General features: G+C 72.3%; 21 protein-coding genes. 8 read left to right on the top strand and 13 right to left on the bottom strand.

Annotation, left to right across the window (positions count from 1 at the left end; all coding sequences use genetic code 11):
* Positions 1-244: 244 nt before the first annotated feature.
* From mycP to O7626_RS00935, 3 genes are all read left to right on the top strand, one after another.
* On the top strand, positions 245-1,345 hold the full coding sequence (gene mycP / locus O7626_RS00945) for a type VII secretion-associated serine protease mycosin (RefSeq protein ID WP_278058283.1): 1,101 nt from the start codon (positions 245-247) through the stop codon (positions 1,343-1,345).
* Between the two features lie 70 nt (positions 1,346-1,415).
* Positions 1,416-2,156 (top strand): Maf family protein, encoded by a 741-nt coding sequence (locus tag O7626_RS00940; protein ID WP_278058281.1) that lies wholly within the window; start codon positions 1,416-1,418, stop codon positions 2,154-2,156.
* A gap of 199 nt (positions 2,157-2,355) precedes the next feature.
* Positions 2,356-3,009, top strand: a complete 654-nt coding sequence (locus tag O7626_RS00935; RefSeq protein WP_278058279.1) for an O-methyltransferase — start codon at positions 2,356-2,358, stop codon at positions 3,007-3,009.
* Positions 3,010-3,116: 107 nt separating this feature from the next.
* Here O7626_RS00935 and O7626_RS00930 read toward each other — a convergent pair whose 3' ends face one another.
* The 3 genes from O7626_RS00930 to O7626_RS00920 form a co-directional block, all read right to left on the bottom strand.
* Entirely contained in the window at positions 3,117-3,872 is a 756-nt protein-coding gene (locus O7626_RS00930; RefSeq protein ID WP_278058277.1) for an ABC transporter permease, read from the bottom strand.
* Positions 3,873-3,970: 98 nt separating this feature from the next.
* On the bottom strand, positions 3,971-4,930 hold the full coding sequence (locus O7626_RS00925; RefSeq protein ID WP_278058275.1) for an ATP-binding cassette domain-containing protein: 960 nt from the start codon (positions 4,928-4,930) through the stop codon (positions 3,971-3,973).
* A 124-nt stretch (positions 4,931-5,054) separates the two neighbouring features.
* The gene (locus O7626_RS00920) at positions 5,055-5,786 is read right to left on the bottom strand and encodes a PadR family transcriptional regulator (protein ID WP_278058273.1); all 732 of its coding nucleotides are present in this window, start codon (positions 5,784-5,786) and stop codon (positions 5,055-5,057) included.
* Positions 5,787-6,026: 240 nt separating this feature from the next.
* Between O7626_RS00920 and O7626_RS00915 the strand changes: the two genes are divergently transcribed.
* On the top strand, positions 6,027-7,814 hold the full coding sequence (locus O7626_RS00915) for a biotin carboxylase N-terminal domain-containing protein (protein WP_278058271.1): 1,788 nt from the start codon (positions 6,027-6,029) through the stop codon (positions 7,812-7,814).
* Positions 7,815-7,946: 132 nt separating this feature from the next.
* Positions 7,947-9,386: a GuaB1 family IMP dehydrogenase-related protein gene (locus O7626_RS00910; protein WP_278058269.1), complete on the top strand. Its 1,440-nt coding sequence runs from the start codon at positions 7,947-7,949 to the stop codon at positions 9,384-9,386.
* Between the two features lie 77 nt (positions 9,387-9,463).
* Here O7626_RS00910 and O7626_RS00905 read toward each other — a convergent pair whose 3' ends face one another.
* The 8 genes from O7626_RS00905 to O7626_RS00870 form a co-directional block, all read right to left on the bottom strand.
* The gene (locus tag O7626_RS00905; RefSeq protein WP_278058267.1) at positions 9,464-10,090 is read right to left on the bottom strand and encodes a TetR/AcrR family transcriptional regulator; all 627 of its coding nucleotides are present in this window, start codon (positions 10,088-10,090) and stop codon (positions 9,464-9,466) included.
* Positions 10,091-10,361: 271 nt separating this feature from the next.
* A complete protein-coding gene (thrS, locus tag O7626_RS00900; protein ID WP_278058265.1) occupies positions 10,362-11,573 on the bottom strand; it encodes a threonine--tRNA ligase in 1,212 nt (403 codons plus the stop codon).
* Positions 11,574-11,836: 263 nt separating this feature from the next.
* Entirely contained in the window at positions 11,837-12,700 is an 864-nt protein-coding gene (locus tag O7626_RS00895) for a transglutaminase family protein (RefSeq protein ID WP_278058263.1), read from the bottom strand.
* A 144-nt stretch (positions 12,701-12,844) separates the two neighbouring features.
* Positions 12,845-13,798 (bottom strand): alpha-E domain-containing protein, encoded by a 954-nt coding sequence (locus tag O7626_RS00890; RefSeq protein ID WP_278058261.1) that lies wholly within the window; start codon positions 13,796-13,798, stop codon positions 12,845-12,847.
* Positions 13,792-15,447, bottom strand: coding sequence for a circularly permuted type 2 ATP-grasp protein (locus tag O7626_RS00885; protein WP_278058259.1), 1,656 nt, complete (start codon positions 15,445-15,447; stop codon positions 13,792-13,794). Before O7626_RS00885 ends, O7626_RS00890 begins: the two co-directional genes overlap by 7 nt.
* A gap of 172 nt (positions 15,448-15,619) precedes the next feature.
* Positions 15,620-16,543 carry a hypothetical protein gene (locus tag O7626_RS00880; protein WP_278058257.1) on the bottom strand — a complete coding sequence of 308 codons (924 nt, stop codon included), beginning with the start codon at positions 16,541-16,543 and terminating at the stop codon, positions 15,620-15,622.
* Positions 16,540-16,884, bottom strand: coding sequence for a helix-turn-helix transcriptional regulator (locus O7626_RS00875; RefSeq protein ID WP_278058255.1), 345 nt, complete (start codon positions 16,882-16,884; stop codon positions 16,540-16,542). The genes O7626_RS00880 and O7626_RS00875 overlap by 4 nt, the downstream gene beginning before the upstream one ends.
* 256 nt (positions 16,885-17,140) lie before the next feature.
* Entirely contained in the window at positions 17,141-18,544 is a 1,404-nt protein-coding gene (locus tag O7626_RS00870) for an NAD(P)H-quinone dehydrogenase (protein ID WP_278058253.1), read from the bottom strand.
* A gap of 106 nt (positions 18,545-18,650) precedes the next feature.
* Here O7626_RS00870 and O7626_RS00865 point away from each other — a divergent pair, with 106 nt between their 5' ends.
* Positions 18,651-19,106, top strand: coding sequence for a gamma-glutamylcyclotransferase (locus O7626_RS00865; protein ID WP_278058251.1), 456 nt, complete (start codon positions 18,651-18,653; stop codon positions 19,104-19,106).
* Between the two features lie 82 nt (positions 19,107-19,188).
* Here the strand turns inward: O7626_RS00865 and O7626_RS00860 are convergent, their stop codons facing one another.
* Complete coding sequence (locus O7626_RS00860; RefSeq protein WP_278058249.1) at positions 19,189-21,144, bottom strand: histidine kinase; 1,956 nt, start codon at positions 21,142-21,144, stop codon at positions 19,189-19,191.
* A 132-nt stretch (positions 21,145-21,276) separates the two neighbouring features.
* Here O7626_RS00860 and O7626_RS00855 point away from each other — a divergent pair, with 132 nt between their 5' ends.
* Together O7626_RS00855 and O7626_RS00850 are read left to right on the top strand one after the other, a co-directional pair.
* A complete protein-coding gene (locus O7626_RS00855) occupies positions 21,277-22,029 on the top strand; it encodes an ABC transporter ATP-binding protein (protein WP_278058247.1) in 753 nt (250 codons plus the stop codon).
* Between the two features lie 41 nt (positions 22,030-22,070).
* A complete protein-coding gene (locus O7626_RS00850; RefSeq protein WP_278058246.1) occupies positions 22,071-22,886 on the top strand; it encodes an ABC transporter permease in 816 nt (271 codons plus the stop codon).
* Positions 22,887-23,068: 182 nt separating this feature from the next.
* Here O7626_RS00850 and O7626_RS00845 read toward each other — a convergent pair whose 3' ends face one another.
* Positions 23,069-23,827, bottom strand: coding sequence for a hypothetical protein (locus O7626_RS00845; RefSeq protein WP_278058244.1), 759 nt, complete (start codon positions 23,825-23,827; stop codon positions 23,069-23,071).
* Positions 23,828-23,975 lie beyond the last annotated feature (148 nt).

Genomic DNA, 23,975 nt, shown 5'->3' with positions numbered 1-23,975 from the left:
GTCGGCCGGCAGGCACTGGGCAGGCATACGGGTTGGGAACGACCGCGCGACCTGGCAATCAAGGCAAGGAAGGCGAAGCCCGGCACTGGGATCCGGACAATCCTTGGGAAACTGACGAGGGAGTCGCCCCGGTCATGATGCCATCTCATGAGAATCGCCGCATCGACCCGGGCCCGACGATTGGCTCCAGCCGGTGACACACCGCGCTACACGAGCGGCCGCAGCACTTCTTTGTGCTGCGGCCGTGGCTGTTGTGCCCGCCTTACCCGCGCACGCCGATCAAATCCGCAGAAATCAGTGGCATCTGCAATACCTAAAAGCGACCGAGGCACACAAGATTACTCAGGGCAATGGCATTACTGTCGCAGTTGTCGACACTGGCGTCGACCCTCATCCCGACCTACGCAACAATTTACTGTCTGGAACTGACACGTACCCGGGGGGACGGGGCACCGGCCGCACTGACGATGACGGACACGGAACGGCTGTGGCGGGAATTATCGCAGCCCACGGCAGATCCGACAACAGCGGAATATTAGGCATCGCACCTAAGGCCAAGATCCTGCCAATCCGCTATGTTGCACCATCAAGCGCAGACGACGACCCAGACGATATCACAAAGGGGATAAACTGGGCTGTCGCGAGAGGCGCAAAGGTAATAAACATTTCATCTACCGCAAGCTCTACCACACGTCTGCGCCAGGCAGTAGAGGCTGCGATTCGCGCGGATGTAGTTGTCGTCGCCGGAGCGGGCAACCGTTCCGGCGGATTTATGGTAGGGTTTCCTGCCGCCTACCCAGGTGTCGTTGCGGTCTCCGCAACGGACCGACAAGGCAACCATTCAAACGTTTCGGTTACCGGCTCGAAGATCGTTATTGCTGCGCCGGGCGTAGATATCAGTAGCACCCAAAACAACGGAAAGTATCAAAGCGGCGACGGAACCTCTTTCTCCACTGCCATCGTCGCCGGGGCGGCTGCGCTCGTACGGAGTAAGTATCCGGAACTGTCGGCGGAGGAAGTCGTACACCGGCTGACGGCTACCGCAGATGACAAGGGTGCGCCGGGCCGGGACGAGGAGTACGGGTACGGCGTACTCAACCTGGTCAAAGCGCTGACGGCGGACGTACCTCCGCTGGAGGGGGGCGCCAACCCGAGCGCGAGTACCGCACCGAGTGCCCCCCAGACCCCGCCCGCCGGTAACGCCGCTCCAGAACCCGAGGAGAAGTCGAACGTTGGCCCGACGATCCTGATCGGTGTACTGGTCGCACTCGTCGTACTCGGTCTGCTGGTGACGCTCCTGGTCGTGTTCCTGCTCCGGCGTCGGCAGCAGCCGTACCGCTCCTGAGGAGGGCGGCGACACGTACACCCGGCCCGATCGTAGGTAGCCTTCGACGGGCCGGGTAGCGTTGGCCGGCGTGCGTACGACACATCGGCTGCGCCTGGTGCTCGCCTCGGCGAGCCCGGCCCGACGCAAACTCCTACAGGCTGCCGGCATCGAACCGGAGGTGCTGGTCAGCGGGGTCGACGAGTCTCAGGTGGACCCGTCCAGCCCGGGGGCGTTGAGCCTCACGCTGGCCCAACTGAAGGCGCGAACGGTAGCCGACCGGATCGCTCGGATCACCGGCGCCGGCGCCGGCACGGGCACCGGCACCAATGGCACGAGCACCAATGGCACCGGGAGCGAGCCGGCCGACCCGCGCACCCTCGTGCTCGGATGTGACTCGGTACTCGCCTTCGACGGGGAGATTCTCGGCAAGCCGGCCGACGCCGAGGAGGCGACCCGCCGCTGGCAGGCGATGCGCGGCAAGAGCGGCGTACTGCACACCGGGCACTGCCTGGTCGACCTGTCCGGTCGGCGGGAGGTGGCCCGGGTCGCCGCCACCGCCGTCCATTTCGCGGAGATCACCGACGACGAGATCGCCGCCTACGTCGCCACGGGTGAGCCGTTACACGTGGCAGGGGCGTTCACCATCGACGGCCTGGGCGGCCCGTTCGTCGACCGGATAGAGGGCGATCCCGGTACCGTCATCGGGCTCTCCCTGCCGCTCTTCCGTGACCTGCTGGGCCAGCTCGACCTGCGGATCACCGACCTTTGGACGAGCCGGGCGGCGACCTCGACCGACGACGCCGGACCGGCGGTCGGGACGGCCCGCTGAGGCAGGCCCGCCGACGACCGGGGACGACCGGCGACGCGTCCCGACAGACGAACCAGCGTCCTACGGCATAGATCGACGAACTGGCTACCATCCGGCAGCACGACAGATCAGCTACCGCCGGCAGATCGACAAACGGACCACCGCCGGCAGATCGACAAACCGGCTACCGTCCGGCGGCATCCTGGCATAGCGTCGAGCGGTGCCGACGAAGTCGATTCCGCTCACCGATGACCTGCACGCCTACGTCCTGGCGCACGGCTCTCCGCCGGACGCCCTGACCCGGGAGCTGATCGACGAGACGATCTCCCTGCTCCCGGCCGAGGCTGGGATGCAGATCGCTCCGGAGCAGGCAGGGCTGCTCACCTTCCTGACCCGGCTGGTCGACGCCCGGCAGGCGGTCGAGATCGGCACGTTCACCGGGCTCTCGTCGTTGGCCATCGCCCGGGGCCTGCCTGCCGACGGCCGGCTGACCTGTTTCGACATCTCGGAGGAGTACACGGCGGTCGCCCGCCGCTACTGGTCCCGGGCCGGGGTCTCCGACCGGATCGAGCTGCGGATCGGGCCGGCCGCCGAAACCCTGCGGTCGTTGCCCGCGCAGCCGCACCTGGACCTCGCCTTCGTCGACGCCGACAAGCCGGGCTACCCGACCTACTGGGCCGAGCTGGTGCCGAGGATGCGTACCGGCGGGTTGCTCGTGGTGGACAACGTGCTGCGCGGCGGTCGGGTCCTCGCCCCGGAGAGCGTGGCCGACCAGGCGATCGCCGAGTTCAACGAGGCGGTGTTGGCAGACGAACGGGTCGACCTGGTGATGCTGCCGATCGCCGACGGCCTCACCCTGGCCCGCCGCCGCTGACCACCGCCACCACCCGCCACCAACAGCACCGAGGTCCGGCGACGGGCGATCCGGGTACGGGATGCGGCGGCCGGACGCCTGCCCCACCCCGTACCCGGGAGGAAGCGTCAGCGAACGCTGCGGGCGAACTCGCGGGCGGCCCAGACCACGGCGAGCACCGTGATCACCGCCATCACCGACAGTCCCTGCCAGACCGCGTCGTTGCCGAGATCACCGGCGAAGAGCGCCCGCGCCCCGTCGACCGCCCAGGAGAACGGGTTCCAGTCGGCGATCCCCTGCAACCAGCCGGGCGCGAAGCTCAGCGGCAGCAGGATGCCGGAGAGCAGCAGGACCGGTTGGGCGATCGTGTTCATCAGCGGCGCCAGGGCGTCCTCGCTCTTCACCACCAGGGCGATCCCGTACGACAGGGCCGAGGTCATCAGTGCGATCAGGGCCAGCAGCAGGTACGCCAGCAGCAGGTCGCCGATGAAGACCGAGAGCCCGAAGCCGAGCGCCAGCACGGTGATGATGATCGCCTGGGCGATCAGCGACGCCACGTCCCGCAGTGAGCGGCCGAGCAGCAGGGCGAGCCGGCTGACCGGGGTGACCCGGGAGCGTTCGATCACTCCGGCCCGCAGTTCGGCGATCAGACCGAAGCCCTGGAACAGCCCACCGAAGATGGCGAGCAGCACCAGCAGGCCGGGCACGAAGATCCGGTACGCCTCGGCGTTGCTCGACGCCTGCAACGCGGGCTTGAGCAGCGGGGCGAAGAGCAGCAGGTACATCACCGGCTGGAAGATGCCGACGAAGAGCCAGACGGGCTGGCGGACCAGCAGCAGGAACTGCCGCTGGAAGATCAACCATGTGTCGCGGGCGAGTTTCACTAGCAGGTCTCCTGTTCGGCGGGCGCGGCGAGCGTCAGGATCAGCGCGGCGAGCGGCCAGAACTCGCGGTTGGCGGTCGGCACTCGCGCGGTTGGGGGTCAGGACTCGCGCAGCGAGCGGCCGGTCTTGGTGAGGAACACGTCGTCGAGACTGGGCCGGTGCAGCTCGATCGAGCTGAGCGCGATGCCCGCGGCGTCCAGTGCGCGGAGGATCTGCGGCATGTCCCGGGACCCGTCGTGGACATAGAGCCGCAGCCCACCCTCGTCGGTGCTCTCCAGCCTGGTGACGTACGGCTGGGGCTCCAGGACCTTGCCGGCGGCTTCCTGGGCCGATCCCTCGATGGTGACCAGCACCACGTCGCCGGAGATCTCCCGCTTCAGCTCGGCCGGCGTCCCCTCGGCGACCACCTCGCCGTGGTCCATGATGGCGATCCGGTCGCAGAGCGCGTCCGCCTCGTCCAGGTAGTGCGTGGTGATGAAGACGGTCATCCCCTCGGCGCGCAGCCGGCGGATCTCGTCCCACATGTGCGCCCGGCTCTGCGGGTCGAGCCCGGTGGTCGGCTCGTCCAGGAAGACGATCTTCGGCTTGTGGATGATGCCGAGCGCGATGTCGACCCGGCGCCGCTGCCCACCGGAGTAGGTCTTGCACTTGCGGTCGGCGTACTCGGTGAGTTGGAACGCCGCCAGGGCCCGTACGGCGCGCTGCTGCGCCTCGGCCTTGCTGAAGCCGTACATCCGGGCGTGCAGGACGAGTTCCTCCCGGGCGGTGGACTCGTCCCAGGTGCTGCCGCCCTGGGCCACGTAGCCGATCCGCCGGCGCACCTCACCCGGGTTGCTCCGCAGGTCGACTCCGGCGATGTTTGCCTCGCCGCCGTCCGGTTCGATGAGTGTGGCGAGCATCCGCAGCGTGGTGGTCTTGCCCGCACCGTTCGGGCCGAGGAAGCCGAAGATCTCCCCCTCGGCCACCACGAGGTCGACACCGCGGACCGCGTCGACCGACTTCTTCGCTCTGCCCTGTCGGGAGCGGAACGACTTCCGCAGTCCCTTTGTCTCGATCATGCCTGCTCCTGGTCAGCCGGACCGGCATCCCCACCGGCCCATCCCCCGGGGCACGCCAGAAGGCGCCCACCGCAACGCTTGAGGGAGGCTAACGCGATATAGCGCATCTAGTCAACGTTGATTATTACGCGTCGCTCGGCCGTCCGGCACCGTCCCTCGGGGCGGTGTCGTCCGGCGCGCCAGCGCCACCGGGGTCCGGCGTATCAGCGCCACCGGGGTCCGGCGTACGGCCACCGTCGAAGCCGGTCGCCTCGTTGGCCAGCTTCGCGAACTGCGCCCAGGCGGGCTGCTCGGCGTAGTCCTCCGGCAGGTACGGCACCCCGGCGTCGATCAGGTCGGCGATCCGCTCGCACCAGGCGATCTCCCCCTCCGACCGGGCGACGGAGAGCTGCCACATCCAGGAGACGTGCACCGGCTTGCCCTCCTTCATCCAGCCGGACTCCATCGCCGCCCGCAGGCTGTCGTTGACCGCCCGCAGCAGCCGGGCCCGGTTGCGCAGTGCCGCCGACGCCTCCTCGCGAGGCAGCGCCGGCAGGAAGGAGAAGGCCGCGAAGAACGGGTCGACCACCTCGCCGAGGTTCCACCAGATGCCTCTGAGCAGGCCCTGGAACTCGTCCTCGCCGACCGGCGTGATCTCGTACGTGATCCGGGCCGGGCGGGCGCCGACCTGCTCGGTGGCCACCTCGCGCAGCAGCCCCTCCTCGGTCAACTTGCGCAGCGCGTGGTAGATCGAGCCGGGCTGTACGTTCGCCCACTTGTCCGCGCTCCAGCTCAGCAGCTCGCGACGTACGTCATAGCCGTGCACCGGTTGCATCCAGCGGACCAGGCCGAGAATCATCATTCGGGTAGCTGACACACCCAGAAGCGTAATAGCCAAAATTGACTATCGACCAGCGCCGTCCCGTCGTCGACCGGCGAGAGGTTCCGCAGCCGGGCCGAGCCGGCCAGGGGTCCCCGCCCGTCGGGGCGCCGGCCGGGTTCGTTGACAATGTCCCTGGCAGCGTCCCTGGCGGTCGCTCCAGCGCTGCCGAACCTTTGCGGCGGAAGCGGCGGCGGGTAGCAGGACGGGCGGGAAGATCCGAGGAGGAGCAGCGGCGTGCGCAAGGTACTGATCGCCAACCGGGGCGAGATCGCGGTCCGGGTCGTCCGCGCCTGCCAGGACGCCGGCCTGGCCAGCGTCGCCGTCTACGCCGACTCCGACCGGGACGCGCTGCACGCCACTCTCGCCGACGAGGCGTACGCCCTCGGTGGCGACACCGCGTCCGAGACGTACCTGCGGATCGACAAGCTGCTCGACGTGGCCGACCGGTCGGGGGCGGACGCCGTACATCCGGGTTACGGGTTTCTCTCCGAGAACGCGGACTTCGCGGCGGCGGTGATCGACGCCGGCCTGACCTGGATCGGGCCGACGCCGCAGGCGATCCGCGACCTCGGCGACAAGGTCACCGCCCGGCACATCGCGCAGCGGGCCGGCGCTCCGCTGGTGCCCGGCACCGCCGAACCGGTCGGCGGCCCGGACGAGGTGCTGGCCTTCGCGGCCGAGCACGGCCTGCCGGTAGCAATCAAGGCGGCGTTCGGCGGCGGTGGCCGGGGCCTCAAGGTGGCCCGGACGGCGGAGGAGATCCCGGTGCTCTTCGAGTCGGCCACCCGGGAGGCACTGGCCGCGTTCGGCCGGGGCGAGTGTTTCGTCGAGCGCTACCTGGACCGGCCCCGGCACGTCGAGGCGCAGGTGCTGGCCGACCGGCACGGCAACGTCGTGGTGGTCGGCACCCGGGACTGCTCGCTGCAACGCCGGCACCAGAAGCTGGTCGAGGAGGCGCCGGCCCCGTTCCTGACCGACGAGCAGCGGGCGCAGATCCACGCCAGCGCCAAGGCGATCTGCCGGGAGGCCGACTACCACGGCGCCGGCACGGTGGAATACCTGGTCGGCGCGGACGGCACCATCAGCTTCCTGGAGGTGAACACCCGGCTCCAGGTGGAGCACCCGGTGACCGAGGAGACCGCCGGGATCGACCTGGTCCGGGAGCAGTTCCGGATCGCCGCCGGCGAGAAGCTGCGGCTCGACGCCGATCCGGTGCCGCGCGGGCACTCGATCGAGTTCCGGATCAACGGCGAGGACCCGGGCCGGAACTTCCTGCCGGCCCCGGGCACCGTGACCGCGCTGCGGCTCCCCTCCGGCCCCGGCGTACGGGTGGACACCGGCATCACCGCCGGGGACGTGGTCGGCGGCAACTTCGACTCGCTGCTCGCCAAGCTGATCGTGACCGGGGAGACCCGGGCAGAGGCGCTGGAGCGGGCCCGCCGCGCCCTGGCCGAGATGGTGGTGGACGGGATGGCCACCGCACTGCCGTTCCACCGGCTCGTCGTGCGGGACCCGGCGTTCACCGCCGAACCGTTCACCGTGCACACCCGGTGGATCGAGACCGAGTTCGACAACACCGTGCCGGCCTTCACCGGCGCCGCTCCGGCGGACGAGCCGGTCGGTGCCCGGGAGACCGTCGTGGTCGAGGTGGCCGGCAAGCGGCTGGAGGTCAGCCTCCCCGCCGGCTTCGGCCAGGGTACGTCCCCGGCCGCCGCCCCGGGCAGCTCGGCCGCCGCAGGCACCCCCGCCGCGCGTCGGCCGGCCCGGCGTGCCGGTCGCGCCGGGGCGGGGGGCGGGGCCGCCGCCGGTGGCGACGCGCTGACCTCCCCGATGCAGGGCACCATCGTCAAGATCGCGGTTGCCGAGGGCGACACCGTCGCCGAGGGTGACCTGGTCGTCGTCATGGAGGCGATGAAGATGGAGCAGCCGCTGCACGCGCACAAGGCGGGCGTGGTGACCGAGCTGGCCGCCGAGGTCGGTGGCGTACTTGCCGCCGGTGCCGTCATCTGCGTCATCCAGTGACCGCGACCACCGGCACCGGCCCGCACACCGACGCGTCGCCGGCGCGGTCGTCTGCGACGCGGTCTGCGGCGCTGCTCACCTTCGGCGGCGGACCGCCGGGCCGGGTGGATCGCCCTCCGGCATGATGGCCAGGTGCGGTTCATCAGCGGCGGGAAGCCCACGCAGGACCTGACCTACAACGACGTCTTCCTGGCACCGGTCCGGTCGGCCGTCGAGTCCCGGCTCGACGTCGACCTGTCCAGCGCCGACGGTACCGGCACCACGATCCCGATCGTGGTGGCCAACATGACGGCGGTGGCGGGCCGGCGGATGGCCGAGACGGTGGCCCGGCGGGGCGGCCTCACCGTCCTGCCGCAGGACATCCCGATCGAGGTCGTCACCGAGGTGATCGGCTGGGTCAAGCAGCGGCACCTGGTGCACGACACCGCGATCACCCTCGGCCCGACCGACACCGTCGGGGACGCCATCCACCTGCTGCCGAAGCGGTCGCACGGCGCGGTCGTCGTGGTCGACCCGGAGGGCCGGCCGGTCGGCGTGGTGACCGAGGCGGACACCGTCGGGGTGGACCGGTTCGCGCAGGTGCGGCATGTGATGTCGACGGAGTTGCACACCGTGCCCGCCGAGGCCGATCCCCGTACCGGGTTCGAGCGGCTCTCCCGGGGACGCCGCCGGCTCGCCCCGGTGGTGGACGTCGAGGGTCGGCTGGTCGGGGTGCTGACCCGGAAGGGCGCGCTGCGGGCCACGCTGTACCGGCCGGCGTGCGACGGCAAGGGCCGGTTGCGGATCGCGGCGGCGATCGGGATCAACGGTGACGTCGCCGGCAAGGCCGCCGCGCTCTTCGAGGCCGGGGTGGACACCCTGGTGGTGGACACCGCGCACGGCCACCAGGAGCGGATGCTCCGGGCCCTGCGCGCGGTGCACCGCCTCGACCCGCCGGTGCCGGTGGCCGCCGGCAACGTGGTCACCGCCGAGGGGGTACGCGACCTGGTCGAGGCGGGGGCGGACATCGTCAAGGTCGGCGTGGGGCCGGGGGCGATGTGCACCACCCGGATGATGACCGGGGTGGGCCGGCCGCAGTTCTCGGCGGTACTCGACTGCGCGGCGGCGGCCCGCGAACTGGGCCGGCACGTCTGGGCCGACGGCGGCGTACGCCATCCGCGCGACGTCGCGCTGGCGCTGGCCGCCGGGGCGTCGAACGTGATGATCGGAACCTGGTTCGCCGGCACCTACGAGTCGCCCGGGGACCTCTACACCGATGCCGACGGACGGCGTTACAAGGAGAGCTTCGGCATGGCGTCGGCGCGGGCGGTTAGCGCGCGTACCGCCGAGGACAGCGTCTACGAACAGGCCCGGAAGGCGGTCTTCGAGGAGGGAATCTCCAGCGCGCGGATGTACCTCGATCCGGGGCGGCCGGGCGTGGAGGACCTGATCGACGGGATCGTCGCCGGGGTTCGCAGCGCCTGCACGTACGCCGGGGCGGCCGATCTCGCCGGGTTCCACGCGAACGCGGTGGTCGGGGTGCAGAGCGCCGCCGGCTACACCGAGGGGATGCCGCTGCCCACGAACTGGTGAGCGGACGCGGGGCCCGGCGACTCAGCCGGGATTGGGAAGAGGCGACGACTCGGCCGGGATTGGGAAGAGGCAACGGCTCAGCCCTGACCACGAAGAGGCGGCGGATCGGCGGGGACCGCGAAGAGGCGGCGGATCACCCGTCGGGCGGCGGCCTCCGGGTCGGTGCCGATCTGGTCGACCCGGAGTGCCCCGCCGAGCCAGAGGGTGGCGAAGCCGTGCACGATCGACCAGGCGGCCAACTCCGACTCGGCCGCCTGCGGGCCGGCCGGCGATCCGGGCAGTCCGGCCACGCCGGCCCGCAGTGCCCCCCGGGCGCGCTGCTGCGCGGCGACGAGCCCGCTGTCGTCGCGGTGGAAGAGTTCCGGCCGGAACATCACCTCGAAGTGGGCCCGGTACCGGACCGCGAACATGACGTAGCCGACGCCGAGTTCGAGCAGGTCGCCGCCGGATTCCTGGTGGATCCGGGTGAGCGTGTCGGCCAGCATCTCGAAGCCCTCGGTGGCGAACGCGGTGAGCAGCCCGGCCTTGTCGCCGAAGTGGTGCGCCGGGGCCGCGTGCGAGACGCCGGCCCGGCGGGCCAGGTCGCGCAGGCTGAGCCCGGCCGGGCCGGACTCGCCGATCGCGGTCGCGGCCGCGGCCAGCAACGTCCGCCGCAGGTCTCCATGGTGGTACGGCCGGCCCGGCGCGGCGCTCTCGTCGCTCATCCGGCCAGCATATCTTGTCAGCGACAAGATATGCTGGTCGAGCGTGTCGACGGCGACCACCTGTTCGACGGTGATACCACCGAGGCATCATGATGCCTTGGTGGTATCACGCTCAACGCGGGACAACCCCGCCTGACGAAGCGCGTGCCACGCCCGCGGGACCTCTCCCCGCCTGCGGCCACGCCTGACGAAGCGCGTGCCACGCCCGGCGCGGGAACATCCCCCACTTGCCGCCACGCTGGGCACCGGGCGAGCGACGCCCGGCACGGCGTCAGGGCAGGAGTTCCGCCGACCGGCTGGCCACCACCCCGGCGACCAGGGCAAGCGCGTCCGGCGCGGCCATCGGGTCCAGCCCCCGGCCGTCCCGCAGCCGCAACGCCACCCGCCCGTCCGCCACCTCCCGGGCGCCCAGCACCGCCGCGTACGGGACCCGGCGAAGGGCGGCGTCCCGGACCCGGGCACCGAGCGACCCCTCGGTGGCCAGCTCCGCCCGCAGCCCGGCGAGTACGCAGTCCCGGCGGAACGCCTCGGCCGCCGCCACCTGCTCCGCACCGACCGGCAGCACCCGCACCTGGACCGGGGCGTACCAGGCCGGAAAGGCACCGGCGTGCACCTCGATCAGATACGCGAAGAGCCGCTCCAGGCTGCCGACCAGGCTGCGGTGCAGCATCACCGGCCGGACCCGCTGCCCCCGGGCGTCGGTGTAGGTCAGGTCGAACCGCTCCGGCTTGTCGAAGTCGAGTTGGATGGTGGAGAGGGTCGACTCGCGGCCCGCCTCGTCCCGTACCTGGATGTCGATCTTCGGCCCGTAGAACGCCGCCTCCCCGGGCGCCTCGACGTACGGCAGCCCGGACAGCGCCGCGCGCAGCAGCTCCTCGGCACGCCGCCACCCGCCGTCGTCGCCGACGTACTTCTCGCCCGGTCCGCGCAGCGACAGCCGGAAACCCGCCGGGCGTACCCCGAGCGCGGCGTGTGCCTCCCGGATCAGTTCCAGCACCTCGGCGACCTCGGCACCGACCTGCTCGGGTACGCAGAAGTTGTGCGCGTCGTTCAGCGAGATCGCGCGTACCCGGCTCAGCCCGCCGAGCACCCCGGAACGCTCCGGCCGGTACATCCCGCCGAGTTCGGCGACGCGCAGCGGCAACTCCCGGTAGGACCGGCCCCGGGAGCAGTAGACCAGGGCGTGGTGCGGGCAGAGCGCCGGGCGGAGTACGAACTCGTCGTCGGCGGAGAGCCGCAGCACCGGGAACATGTCGTCGGCGAAATAGCCGAGGTGCCCGGAGAGTTCGAAGAGTTCGCGCTTGCCCAGCGGCGGCGAGTACACGTGCTGGTAGCCGGCCCGGCGCTCCAGTTCCCGGACGTAGGACTCGACGGCGTGCCGGGCGGCGGCGCCGGCCGGCAGCCAGACCGGCAGGCCGGCGCCGGAGAGCGGGTCGGCGTGGAACAGCTCGAGCTCGCGGCCGAGCCTACGGTGGTCGTGCATGTCAGCTCCCAGATCTGGTGTGCCCGGTGGCTGCCCGCCCGGGGCCGCGCCCGATCCGGTGCGCACGACGAAGCCCCGGGGCGGATCGCCCCGGGGCCGTCGACGAGTTCGGTATGCGTCAGCGCGGCACGCCGGGGTGACCCGGCGTCGTCGGCTCCCGCATCGCGCTGCGCATGGCGGCCACGGTACTCCCGCCGCCCGCACCGTCGCAGCCCAGTTCCGCGCAGCCCAGTTCAGCGCAGCCCAGTTCCGCGCAGCCCAGTTCAGCGCAGCCGGGTGATAGTCACCTCGACACCCTGCCCGGTGTTGGCCGGGCCCGCGTAGACACCCTTCAACGGCGGGACGTCGCCGTACTCCCGGCCCCGGCCGACCACCACGTGCCGTTCGCCGACCGGTATCCCGTTGGTCGGGTCGAAGGCCGTCCACCGGCCCACCCACCACTCCACCCAGGCGTGGCTCTGCCCGACGACGCCGTCCCCGATCGCCGCGTCCGGGGCCGGGTGCAGGTAGCCGGAGACGTACCGGGCCGGGATGCCGACGGCGCGCAGCAGCCCGACCACCAGGTGACTGATGTCCTGGCAGACGCCCTTGCGCTGCCGCCAGGCCTGTACGGCGTCGGTCTGCACGCCGGTGGCACCGGAGGCGTACGCGACCTCGTCCCTGACCTGCTCGCAGAGCGCCATCGCGGCGGCGTGCGGGGTCGGCTGGGCGGCCCGGACGGACTCGGCCAGCCCGGTCAGCTCCTCGTCCAGCGCGGTACGCGGGGTCGGCAGCAACAGCTCGTACCAGCGGTCGGCGTTCTCCGGCCCGCGCAGGTCGGCCCAGCTCACCCCGTCGGTCGCCGCCAACTGGTCGCCGGGGCCGAGGGTCTCCACAGTGGAGATGGCGGTGACCTGCAACGAGTCGTGCGCGTCGTGCAGGTCGAAGGCGGTCACCACGGTCCCCCAGTAGTCCTCGTACCGGTAGGTCCGGGCCGACGGCCACACCTCCACCCGCGCCTCCAGCACCGCCTGGCGGGCCTCGTTGCGCGGCGACATCCGCGCCTCGTTGTAGGACGAGGCGACCGGCCCGGCGTAGCTGAAGCCGGTCTGGTGCCGGATCCGCAACCGCCAGCTGTCCACCGTCATCTCGTTCCCTTCCCGCCCCGCCACAACACTTCCCACACCGCCACGACTTCCCACACGGCCGCTACTCCCCGCACCGCCACGACCCTCCGCACGGCCACGACTTCCCGCACCGCCCCGCCGCCGTGGCACCGCGGCCGGGCACCGTCACGACACCGTCTCCGGCAGCCAGGCCACCGCCGAGGTCTGCCGGAAGTAGCGGCGGGAGACCGCGTCGTTCACCTGCGAACAGGTGCGTTCCAGCCCGGCCAGCACCGCCGCCAGGTCGTCGATCAGCTCGTCGGCGGCCCGGAACTCCAGGCCGGTCCGGGCCCGGCCGATGATCCGCTGCGCCTCGGTGGAGACCCCGGTCCGGCCGGGCTGCCCCGGCCCGCCGGCCGGTTCCAACTCCCGCAGGCACCCCTCGGCCCTGGAGAGCGCGGCGAAGACCGAGCGGGGAAAGAGCCGGTCGAGCAGCAGGAACTCGGCGGCGTACCGGTCGTCGAGCGAGCCCCGGTAGGTGCGCAGGAACGTCTCCCAGGCGCCGCAGGAGCGCAGCAGGGTCAGCCAGGACGGGATGCTGCCGCCGGCGCGTACGTGCGTGGAGAGCAGCCGGGCGGTCATGTCGACCCGTTCGACGCTGCGGCCGAGTACCAGGAAGAGCCAGCCCTCGTCCCGGCTCATGGTGGCGTCGGTCAGCCCGGCCATCACGGCGCAGCGTTCCCGGACCCACCTGAAGAACGCGTGTACGCCCTGCTGTTCGGCCCGGCGCCGGACCGCCGGCAGGCCGTGCCAGGTCGAGTTGAGGCACTCCCACATGTCGGCCGAGATGGTCTCCCGGGCGCCCCGGGCGTTCTCCCGGGCGGCGGCCAGGGCACCGACCACCGAACTCGGGCTCTCCGGGTCCAGGCCGAGCACCCCGACCACCCGGGCGGCGGTGACCGGCTGGTCGAGCGAGCCGGCACCCATCACGGTGAGCAGGGACCGGCAGGCGGTCGCCTCGTCCACCCACGGGTCGGCGAGCATCCGGTGCAGGTGCACGTCGAGGATCCGGGCGGTGTCCTCGGCCCGTTCGACGTACCTGCCGATCCAGTAGAGCGACTCGGCGATCCGGCTCAGCACGACGACCACCCCGGCGCGGCGGCAGCGGCGCCGCACGTCCGGACCCGGTGTGCGGCCTCGTCCCGGGCGGACTGTTGCTGTTGCTGCTGCTGCACGCTGACCAGGCCGGCGTCCGGACCCGGGTCGGGGCTGCGCGGCGCCGGCACGGGCGGGCCCAGCACGCCCTCCGGATCGACCGGCTCGATGCCCACCAGCTCCACCGGGCTGAGCGTGGCGACCGGTTCGGCGAGTATCCAGGTGTCCTTGGAACCGCCGCCCTGGCTGGAGTTGACCACCAGCGCCCCCTCCGGCAGCGCCACCCGGGTCAGCCCGCCGGGCAGCACGGTGACCCGCTGGCCGTCGTTCACCGCGAACGGCCGCAGGTCGACATGCCGGGCCCGCAGCCGGTTGTCGACCAGGGTCGGCACCATGGAGAGCGCCACCTCGCGTTGGGCGATCCAGCCGCGCGGGTCGACGGCGATCCGGTGCCGCAGCTCGGCCAGCTCCTCGTCGCTCGCCTGCGAGCCGATCACGATGCCGGCTCCGCCGGAGCCGTCGACCGGCTTGAGCACGAGTTCGTCGAGCCGGTCCAGGACGTGGTCGCGCACCTCCGGGTCCTCCAGCCGGTACGTCTCCACATTGGACAGGATCGGCTCCTCGCCCAGGTAGTAGCGGATCAGGTCCGGGACGTACGAGTAGAGCAGCTTGTCGTCCGCCACCCCGTTGCCGATCGCGTTGGCGACGGTGACCCGGCCGGCCCGGGCCGCGTTGAGCAGCCCGGCCACCCCGAGCACCGAGTCGGCCCGGAAGTGCACCGGATCCAGGAACTCGTCGTCGATGCGCCGGTAGATGACGTCGACCCGCTGCTCGCCCGCGGTGGTGCGCATGGCGACCTCGTTACCCACGCAGACGAGGTCCCGACCCTCGACCAGCTCGACGCCCATCTCGCGGGCCAGCAGGGCGTGCTCGAAATAGGCGGAGTTGTGCACGCCGGGGGTCAACACCACCACCGTCGGGTCGGCGATCCCGACCGGCGCCGCCGCGCGCAGGGCCCGCAGCAACTGCCCCGGGTACGACTCGACCGGCTGGATCCGGGTCGCGGCGAAGACCTCGGGGAGCACGTGTGCCATCGCCCGGCGGTTCTCCATCACGTAGCTGACCCCGGACGGGACCCGCACGTTGTCCTCCAGCACCCGGAAGTCGCCGCGCTCGTCGCGGACCAGGTCGACCCCGGCGACGTGCACGCGTACCCCGTTGTGCGGGACGATCCCGGCCGCCTCGCGGTGGAAGTGCGCGCTGGTCACCACCACCCGGCGCGGCACCACCCCGTCGGCGAGCACCTGCCCGGCGCCGTAGATGTCGGCGAGGAACGCCTCCAGGGTCCGCACCCGCTGGGCGACGCCGGCCTCGACCGTCCGCCACTCGTCGGCGGCGATGATCCGGGGCACGATGTCCAGCGGGAACGGCCGTTCGACGCCCTTGAGCGCGAAGGTGATCCCCTGGTCGAGGAAGGCCCGGGCGAGTACGTCGGCCCGGACCCGTAGTTCGACGCTGGACAGCGGTTGCAGGGTGGCGTGCAGTGCCTCGTACGCGTCCCGGGGCATCCCTGGCGCGCCGAACATCTCGTCCCAGCCCGGGCCGAGGCGGTAGTCCTCGAACAAGTCCGCCATGGCCTGACGTTACGCCGACCTCGTTGCGCCCGCGTAACACGACCACAACACACGATCACCGTTGTCGATCGGCACTCCGGCCGAGGGCGACCAGCCGGAGCGTCTGCTCACGTCTGCGCACCGCGACGAAACCGAGGACGAGCGTCGTCGACGGCACCAGGATCAGCAACACTCACTGGGCGGGCACCAGGTAGACCGGATGTCCCATGTGCTGGTTGGAGTACTCCCAGCCGGCCAGCCCGAACCGAACGGTAAGCAGCACCGCGGCGAGTGGCGCGAGCAGCGCCAGCATCCGGCGGCGGACCGGCGCCGGAACGCCCCAGACCGCGAAGGCGATCACCAGCATCCCGGCCGGCACCAGGAAGGAGACCATCGCCTGCACGGTCGGGTCGACATCCCAGGGGTTGCTCAGATAACTCTCTGTCCCGCTGACGGCCAGCAACAACACGGTGCCGCCACCTACCACCAGCAGCCGGGTCCGGCCGAGTACCGTCACGGCCGCCCGGCGCGGCGCTGGCACGGTCAGCGCGACGGCGCAGCAGACCTCGAGCAGCGTCTGGGTCAGCATCTGCAACACCGTCACCGGTTCCTGGGCGTAGCGGGACGGCAGCGCGACCAGTTCCACAAGCACGGCCGGCCAGGCGAGCAGCGGCGCAAGCCGGCGCGGACCGGCGAGCACGGCGAGCACGGTCAGGGTCCAGAGTCCGGCCCGGGTCCACAGGGCCGGGTCCGGATACCAGACGATGTCGTCCGGCGCCGCCCGGCCGAGCGCCCAGGCTGCCTGCCTGACCAGCGGAAGCGCGTGCAGGTAACTGAGCAGGACGGCGGCCAGCAGGCCGGCGGTGGCCGCCGCCCCCGACCAGCTCCGGTCGACGACGGCCCGGCTGGCGTGCCCGAGCCGGGTCCTGATCGCGGTGAGCGCGAGGTTCGCCGCGTCCGCCGGTGCCGGCCAGCGCTGGCCGGGGCGGGAGTCGGCGAGCAGCACCCCGAGCATCTCCTCCTCGTACGCCCGGCGGTGCTCCCACGGATAGCAGGCCAGCAGTCGCCGGTAGCGGCGCTCCAGGGCGGGGTGGTGCTGCGACTCGTCGCCGGTCATGCCGGGCCTCCCTCGGGGACGAAACCACTGTTGCGCAGCCGGGTCGCGGCGGCTTCGGCGTTGCGCCGGAGCCGGAAGACCTCCTCGGCGAGGCGTTGCGCGCCCAGACCGGTGATCCGGTAGTAGCGCCGCAGCCGGGACTGCACGACCTCCTCGCGGTCCACCTCGACCAGCCCTTCGACGCGGAGCCGGTCCAGCACCGCGTAGAGGGTGCCGGCCCGCAGCCGCACCTGGCCGTCGGAGATCCGGCGTACGTCCTCCAGCACCCCGTAGCCGTGCTGCGGCTGCTCGGCCAGGGCGGTGAGGACGAGGAACGTCGGCTCCCGGAACGTCTCTGTCATGACAGCAGCATATACCGATAACGAGAGTATGGTGGCCCCACGCATGAACTGTGCACGCGTCGTACCTCGTGGAAGGGCCGCCGGCGCGGGACCCGCCGGCGGCCCGGTGGCGAGCCGCCTCGACCACCGGGAACGGGGGACCCGACGGGAGACGGCTCGCGCGCCGACAACGGTACGCCGACCGCCGCGCCCGCACCGCCCCGCGAAGCCCTCCGTACCCGCCGCCCGGATCGGCCCCGGCCCGACTTCGGACCGGCTACTCCAGCTCGTGCAGCATCAACTGCCGGGCCGCCTCGGTGATCGAGCCGGACAGCGACGGATAGATGGTGAAGGTCATCGCCAACTGGTCGACGGTGAGGTTGTTCTCCACCGCCATCGTGATCGGCAGGATCAGCTCGCTGGCCCGCGGCGCCACCACCACCCCGCCGACCACCTGCCCGCTGGCCGGCCGGCAGAACAGCTTCACGAAGCCGTCGCGCAGGTCCGCCATCTTCGCCCGGGCGTTGCCGGCCAGCGGCAGCATCACCTGGCGGGCCGGCACCCTGCCGGAGTCCACCTCGTTCTGCGACACCCCGACGGTGGCGAGTTCCGGGTCGGTGAAGACGTTCGCGGCGACGGTACGCAGCCGCAGCGGCGAGACCGAGTCGCCGAGCGCGTGCCACATCGCGATCCGGCCCTGCATCGCGGCGACACTGGCCAGCGGCAGCACCCCGGTGCAGTCACCGGCGGCGTAGATGCCGGGCACGTTCGTCCGGGAGACCCGGTCGGTGCTGACGAAGCCGCCGGGGCCGACCGCCACGCCGTACTCGGTCAGCCCGAGGTCGGCCGTGTTCGGCACCGAGCCGACCGCCATCAGCGCGTGCGAGCCGTGCACCAGCCGGCCGTCGGCGAGTTCCACCTCCACCCCGTCGCCGGTGCGGCGGACCGCGTTCGCCCGGCTGTTGTTGAGGATCTCCATCCCCCGGGCCCGGAAGACCTGCTCGATCGCGGCGGCGGCGTCCGGGTCCTCGTGCGGCATCACCCGGTCGCGGCTGGAGACCAGGGTCACCCCGACCCCCATCGCCAGGTACGCGCTGGCGAACTCCGCACCGGTCACGCCGGAGCCGATCACGATCAGCCGTTCCGGCAGCTCGGAAAGGTCGTACACCTGGCGCCAGTCCAGGATCCGCTCCCCGTCCGGGACCGCGCTGGGCAGCACCCGAGGGGTGGCGCCGGTGGCGATCAGCACGGTCGAGGCGTCCATCGAGTACGTCGAGTCACCGTCCGACGGGGTGACGAGTACCCGGTGGGTGTGACCGAGCGTGTCCTCGCCGAGCCGGGCCCGGCCGGAGACGAAGGTCACGCCAGCCTTGATCAGTTTGGCCTGGATGTCCGCGGACTGGGCCAGGGCCAGCCGCTTGACCCGGCCGTACACGGTCGGGGCGTCGACGGTGACGCTGTCCAGCCCGTTCGAGTGCACCCCGAACTCCTCAGTGTCCCGGGATCCGGTCACCACGTCGGAGCTGGCGATGAAGGTCTTCGACGGTACGCAGTCGTGCAGCACGCACGCCCCGCCCGCGCCGTCCGCCTCGACCACCGTCACGTCCGCGTCCAACTGGGCCGCCACCAGGGCCGCCTCGTAGCCGGCCGGTCCGCCGCCGATGATCACAATCCGGCTCACAGTGCTCGCCCTCCGTCGCTGCCCACAGTGACAATCTTGTCCAGAACCAGTTCGACACGCACGGTCGTATTCTCCCCCACCCCTCCACCGGGCTATCGTCATCGCCGTGCGTCATTACGCCGCGTACGGCTCAAACCTCGATCCCGCCCGGATGCGTGCCTACTGCCCGCACTCACCGATGGTGGGCACCGGCTGGCTGGAAGGCTGGCGGCTCACCTTCGCCGGTGAGGGGGTGATCGGCTGGGAGGGTGCCGTCACCACAATCGTCGAGTCGCCCGGCGATCGGGTCTTCGTCGCACTCTACGACGTGCACTCCTTCGACGCCGCGCAACTCGACGAGGTCGAGGGGGTGGCCTCCGGCACGTATCGGAAGCTGCACGTCCGGGTGGTCACCCTGGACGGCGAGGTCACCGCCTGGGTGTACGTCTTCGCCGGCTACGAGGGCGGCCTGCCCACCGCCTGGTACCTGTCGGAGATCGCCAACGCGGCCGAGAAGGCCGGCGCCCCCGACGACTACGTCGCCGAACTGCGCTCCCGGCCCACCGGCACCGCCTCGACCTGACCCCCCGGGGGCCGGCCAGGCCGGCACCTGGGCGGCGGTTGCCACCCCCGGCAGCGGGTGCGTTACTCCGACAGCGGAGGCGCTACCCGGACAGCGGGCAGGGGATCCGCACGGTCAGCAGCGTCGGGCCGCCGGCCGGGCTGTGCACGGTTAGCGTCCCGTCGAAGGCGCCCAGCCGACGCCGCACCCCGGCCAGCCCGCTGCCCCGGGCCGGGTCGGCGCCGCCCCGGCCGTCGTCGGCCACGGTGATCCGCAGCACCGTGCCGGTGTGCGTGATGTCGACCTCCACCCGGCTCGCCCCGCCGTGCCGGCTGGCGTTGGCCAGCGCCTCCAGCACGCTGAAGTACGCCGCCGACTCCACCGGCGGGTCCAGCCGACCGGCCAACTCCCCGGTCACCCGCACCGGGACCGGGCTGTCCAGCGCCACCGCCCGGATCGCGTCCGGCAGCCCCCGCTCGGCGAGTACCGGCGGATGGATGCCCCGGACCAGGTCCCGCAGCTCGGTCAGCGCGGTCGCCGAAGCCGCCCTGGCCTGCGCCACCAGCGCCTGCGCGGCGGCCGGGTCCTCCTCGATCAGCCGTTCCACCCCGGCCAGGCTGAGCCCGACGGCGATCAGCCGGGCCTGCGCCCCGTCGTGCAGGTCCCGTTCGATCCGGCGCAGCTCGGCCGCCTGGCTGTCGACGGCGTCGGCCCGGGTCTCGGTGAGCCGCCGTACCCGTAGCGCCAGCTCGGCCGAGCGGGTCGGGGTCAGCAGCAGCCGGTCGAAGCGTACGCGCAGCCGGAGCAGGGCCGGGGCGACCAGCACCCCGAGGCCGGCCAAGGCGAGGCCGAGCGGCACGCTCGTCCAGCCGGGCACGCCGGCCAGGTCGGGCGCCGCGTAGGTGACGGCGTACCAGACGTACCACGGGGTGACCCACTCGCCGGTGAACAGCCCGAGCGGCACCGCCCACGGCGCCCACCACAGTGGCTGGCAGACCAGCCCGAACAGGCCCACCGAGACCAGCGCGGCGGGGAGCAGCCCGAGGAGCCCGACCAGCGGGTTCGTGGCCGACCAGAGCTGGTCCCGCCAGAACGCCGGATCGGTGAAGAGCCAGCGGTACTCCTGGACCCGGATCGCGGTGGTCCGGTCCGCGTAGAGAGTACGGCCGACCCGGTAGCGGCCGTCCTCCTCCGGCCGGGGCGGCTCCGGCAACGGCAGGTACGGCTCCGCGACCGCCAGCCCGGCCCAGCGTCGCAGGTACCGGCGGTAGCGGCTCACCAGCGGCCGGGTCAGTCGCGACACCTGTGGCGACAGCCCGCCCCAGGCGAGCAGCAGGGCCAACAGGTTGAGCAGGAAGCCGCCGAACGCCGCGAAGCCGAGCCCGACCAGTCCAGCGCCGTGCCAGGTGGCACCGGAGCGCCGCCTGGTCCAGCCGGCCAGCCCCGACCGGTGCCACCAGGAGCGCTCCGGCGGCTGGAGCAGCATCCGGGTCCACCGGGCGTGCAGCCGCAGCGTCAGCGGCGCCACCGCGAAGCCGAGCAGCAGCAGCGCCAGCCCGAGCGGCAGCGCCAGTGCCGACGGCGGCGTGCCGACCGCCGGGACCGCACCGCCGGTCAGCCCGAGCGCGCCGAGCCAGATCCCGGCACCGGCCAGCCCCGGCGGGACGAGCGTGCCGAGACCGCCCGCGAAGGGCGTGAGGTGCAGCCAGACCCACTCGCGGAGAAACGCCGGGTCCTCGCCCCGCCAGGCGATCTCCATCAGGTACCCGGGAAGTCGGGGCGAGCGGTACAGCTCGTTCTCGTGCACGTACCAGCCGTCGCCCCGGCGTCGCGGCACCGGCGGTCCCGGGCGGTGCTGGACCGGCACCGGGATCCCGCCCCAGCGTTCGGCGAGCCGGCGACCCAGCTCGGCCAGCCGCTTGGCGCCCCGGGCCGCCGGCAGGTACGGCACCACCAGGGTCGCCGCCACCACCAGCAGTACGGACATCAGCAGTCCCAGCAGCCCCAGCCCGGTCAGGGCGAGGTTGCGGACGAACGCGTGACCGTACCGGCGAGACATGCCACAAGTGTGGCCGCCCGCACCCCTGCGGCGGAGTGCCGCCAGCCGCCCGGCCGGGGTGTAGTTACCTGCACCCCGGCCGGGCAGATGGACGCATTCCGACCGGCCGCCGTACTTCCTAGCGTTTCTCCCATGACAGCCATCGAGGTCAGCAACCTACAGAAGCGGTACGGCGACCAGGTCGCGGTCCGCGACGTCTCCTTCGAGGTACGGGCCGGAGAGATCTTCGGGATCGTCGGCCCGAACGGCTCCGGCAAGACCACCACCGTCGAGTGCCTGACCGGGCTGCGCCGGGCCGACGGCGGGACGATCCGGGTCCTCGGCCTGGATCCGGTCCGGGACCGTGCCGAACTCCGCCGCCAGGTCGGCATCCAGCTCCAGGAGAGCCACCTGCCCGACCGGCTGCGGGTCTGGGAGGCGCTCGACCTGTACAGCTCGTTCTACGCCGAGCCGGCCGACTGGCGGGCGCTGATGGACGAGCTGGGGCTGACCGCCAAGCGGAACACCGCCTTCGGCAAGCTCTCCGGCGGGCAGAAGCAGCGGCTCTCCGTCGCGCTTGCCCTGGTCGGCAACCCCCGGATCGCGGTACTCGACGAGTTGACCACCGGGCTGGACCCGCAGGCCCGCCGGGACACCTGGCAGCTGGTGCGGCAGGTCCGGGACCGGGGCGTCACGGTCGTCCTGGTCACCCACTTCATGGACGAGGCCGAGCGGCTCTGCGACCGGCTGGCGGTGTTCCGGGCCGGCGAGGTGCTGGCCATCGACACCCCGGCCGAGCTGGTCGCCCGGGCCGACGTTCCCGGGGTCGCCCGGCCCACCCTGGAGGACGCCGTCCTCGCCCTGACCGCTCCGACCGCCGCCGCCACCAGCAGCAGCCCGAACTGAGCCGGCGTACTTCCGCCCATTCCGAAGGATCGAGGAACCCGATGAACGCCACCGCCCTTCCCGAGACCGTCCCGTCCGGCGCCGACAGCCGGGCGCAGCGGCGCCGTACCGCCGGCCGGAGCACCGCCAAGCTGGTCGTCACCGAGGCGAAGCTCTTCGTCCGGGACCCGCTCGGCTCCTTCTTCGCGGTCATCTTCCCGGCCGCCCTGGTGCTGATCCTGGGCAGTGCGATACCGGGCTTCGACGAGCCGAGCCCGGACCTCGACGGCCGGCGGCCGATCGAGCTGTACCTGCCGATCACGCTCGCCCTGGCGATCGGCACCGTCGCCCTGGTCAACCTGCTGGGCGCGCTCGCCGCCGACCGGGAGAAGGGAATCCTGCGCCGGCTCTCCACCACCCCCGCCTCACCGGTACGGCTGCTGGTGGCGCAGCTGACGGTGAACGCGTCCGCGCTGCTGGTCGGCTGCGCCCTGGCGCTGCTCGGTGGCCGGCTGGTCTTCGGGATCGAGACCCGGCCGCACGTACCCGGGCTGCTGCTCGCCTTCGTGCTCGGCGCGGCCTCGATGTCGTCGCTGGCCCTGCTGCTGGCCGCCTTCACCCCGACCAGCCGGGCGGCGACGGGCATCGGCAGCCTGGTCTACTACCCGATGCTCTTCGCCGCCGGGGTCTGGACCCCGGGCCCGGCGATGCCCGACGCGGTACGCCGGGTCGCCGACTTCACCCCGCTCGGCGCGGCCTCCCAGGCGCTCCAGGACGCCTGGGTCGGCGACTGGCCGCAGCCGCTGCACCTGGCGGTGCTGGTGGCCTGCATCGCCGGCTTCGGTGCGCTGGCCGCGAAGCTGTTCCGCTGGTCGTGATCCCGCCCGCTCCGGCCGCGACACGCGCCGTGGTCCCGCCGAAGAACCGGCGGGGCCACGGCGGCCGTTCCCGATCGGTCCGATCCGCCCGGTGAGGCCCGCACGAAGGTCGGTCCGAATCAGGGGCGGTGGCGTCCGCACGAAGGTCGCTCCGACCCGAGCGCTTTCCGTCCGCGCCCCGGTCAGTCCAACCTGGGCGGTGACATCCGTGCTCCGGTCAGCGCGGCGCCGAGCAGGCTGACCAGTTCCACCCGCTCGGCCGGGTCGAGCACCCCGAACGCCTGGGCCACGATCCGGTCGGCCACCGACTCGGCCCAGAGCCGCCGCCGGACCAGCGGCCCCACCGGCGGGTACGGCGGCGACCAGCCGTACGCCACCGCGCCGGACTCGCCCTCCGGGCCGGCAAGGATGATCTCCATCGCCGTCATCCCGGCCGCGCGTACCGCCATCAGGCTGGCGCCGGAGTAGTACTCGAAGAGCAGGTGCAGCAGCACCGCCGCCCGGGCGGCCGGTGCGGCGTCCGCCGGCACCGGCATGCCCCGCCAGGCGGCGAAGAGCGGCATCCCGGTGGCGTCGGCCGCCACCACTACCGGTTCGACCAGCTCGATCAGCCGGGCGAGCGGCGGAAAGCCGGCGAGATAGTCGATTCCCCAGCGCAGGCACTCGGCCCGGCTCACCTCGGCCACCGTGCTCGGGTTGGTCACCCGGACAGCGGTCTCCCAGCCGTCGGCCACCGCCTCCGGAGAAAGGATGCCGATCGCAGCGGCCACGGTCTCGGTGCGTACGTCGCCGAGGACCGCGCCGCGCCCGGTCACCAGGAACGCCCAACCGGAGATGCCCATCTGACGCGCCCGGCGCAACGTGCGGGGGCATTCGATGAAGGCGCTGCCCAGCTTCAACACGATCGGCCTGGCCGCGCCGGCGGCCTGCTCGGGGGTCAACGACACTGCCTTCCGGTCCGGCTTCCGCTCTCCGCCCGCATCACCCGGTTGAGTCTGCCTCGCGGACCGACATTTCGGCAGCCCCCGCGCGGCAACCGCGCCGGCCCGAATCGCCCGCCGCACCGGGTCAGGGCTGTCTCCCACCGGG

The sequence above is a fragment of the Micromonospora sp. WMMD1102 genome, from assembly GCF_029626265.1.
Classification (GTDB): Bacteria; Actinomycetota; Actinomycetes; order Mycobacteriales; family Micromonosporaceae; genus Plantactinospora.
This window is presented reverse-complemented; position numbering and strand designations above follow the sequence as displayed.

Coding starts and splice junctions, on each gene's coding strand:
- O7626_RS00925 (WP_278058275.1), bottom strand. CDS start 4,930: ATGATCGAGACAAAGGGACTGCGGAAGTCGTTCCGCTCCCGACAGGGC.
- O7626_RS00905 (WP_278058267.1), bottom strand. CDS start 10,090: ATGAGCGACGAGAGCGCCGCGCCGGGCCGGCCGTACCACCATGGAGAC.
- thrS (WP_278058265.1), bottom strand. CDS start 11,573: ATGCACGACCACCGTAGGCTCGGCCGCGAGCTCGAGCTGTTCCACGCC.
- O7626_RS00895 (WP_278058263.1), bottom strand. CDS start 12,700: ATGACGGTGGACAGCTGGCGGTTGCGGATCCGGCACCAGACCGGCTTC.
- O7626_RS00885 (WP_278058259.1), bottom strand. CDS start 15,447: ATGGCGGACTTGTTCGAGGACTACCGCCTCGGCCCGGGCTGGGACGAG.
- O7626_RS00880 (WP_278058257.1), bottom strand. CDS start 16,543: ATGACCGGCGACGAGTCGCAGCACCACCCCGCCCTGGAGCGCCGCTAC.
- O7626_RS00875 (WP_278058255.1), bottom strand. CDS start 16,884: ATGACAGAGACGTTCCGGGAGCCGACGTTCCTCGTCCTCACCGCCCTG.
- O7626_RS00860 (WP_278058249.1), bottom strand. CDS start 21,144: ATGTCTCGCCGGTACGGTCACGCGTTCGTCCGCAACCTCGCCCTGACC.
- O7626_RS00855 (WP_278058247.1), top strand. CDS start 21,277: ATGACAGCCATCGAGGTCAGCAACCTACAGAAGCGGTACGGCGACCAG.
- O7626_RS00850 (WP_278058246.1), top strand. CDS start 22,071: ATGAACGCCACCGCCCTTCCCGAGACCGTCCCGTCCGGCGCCGACAGC.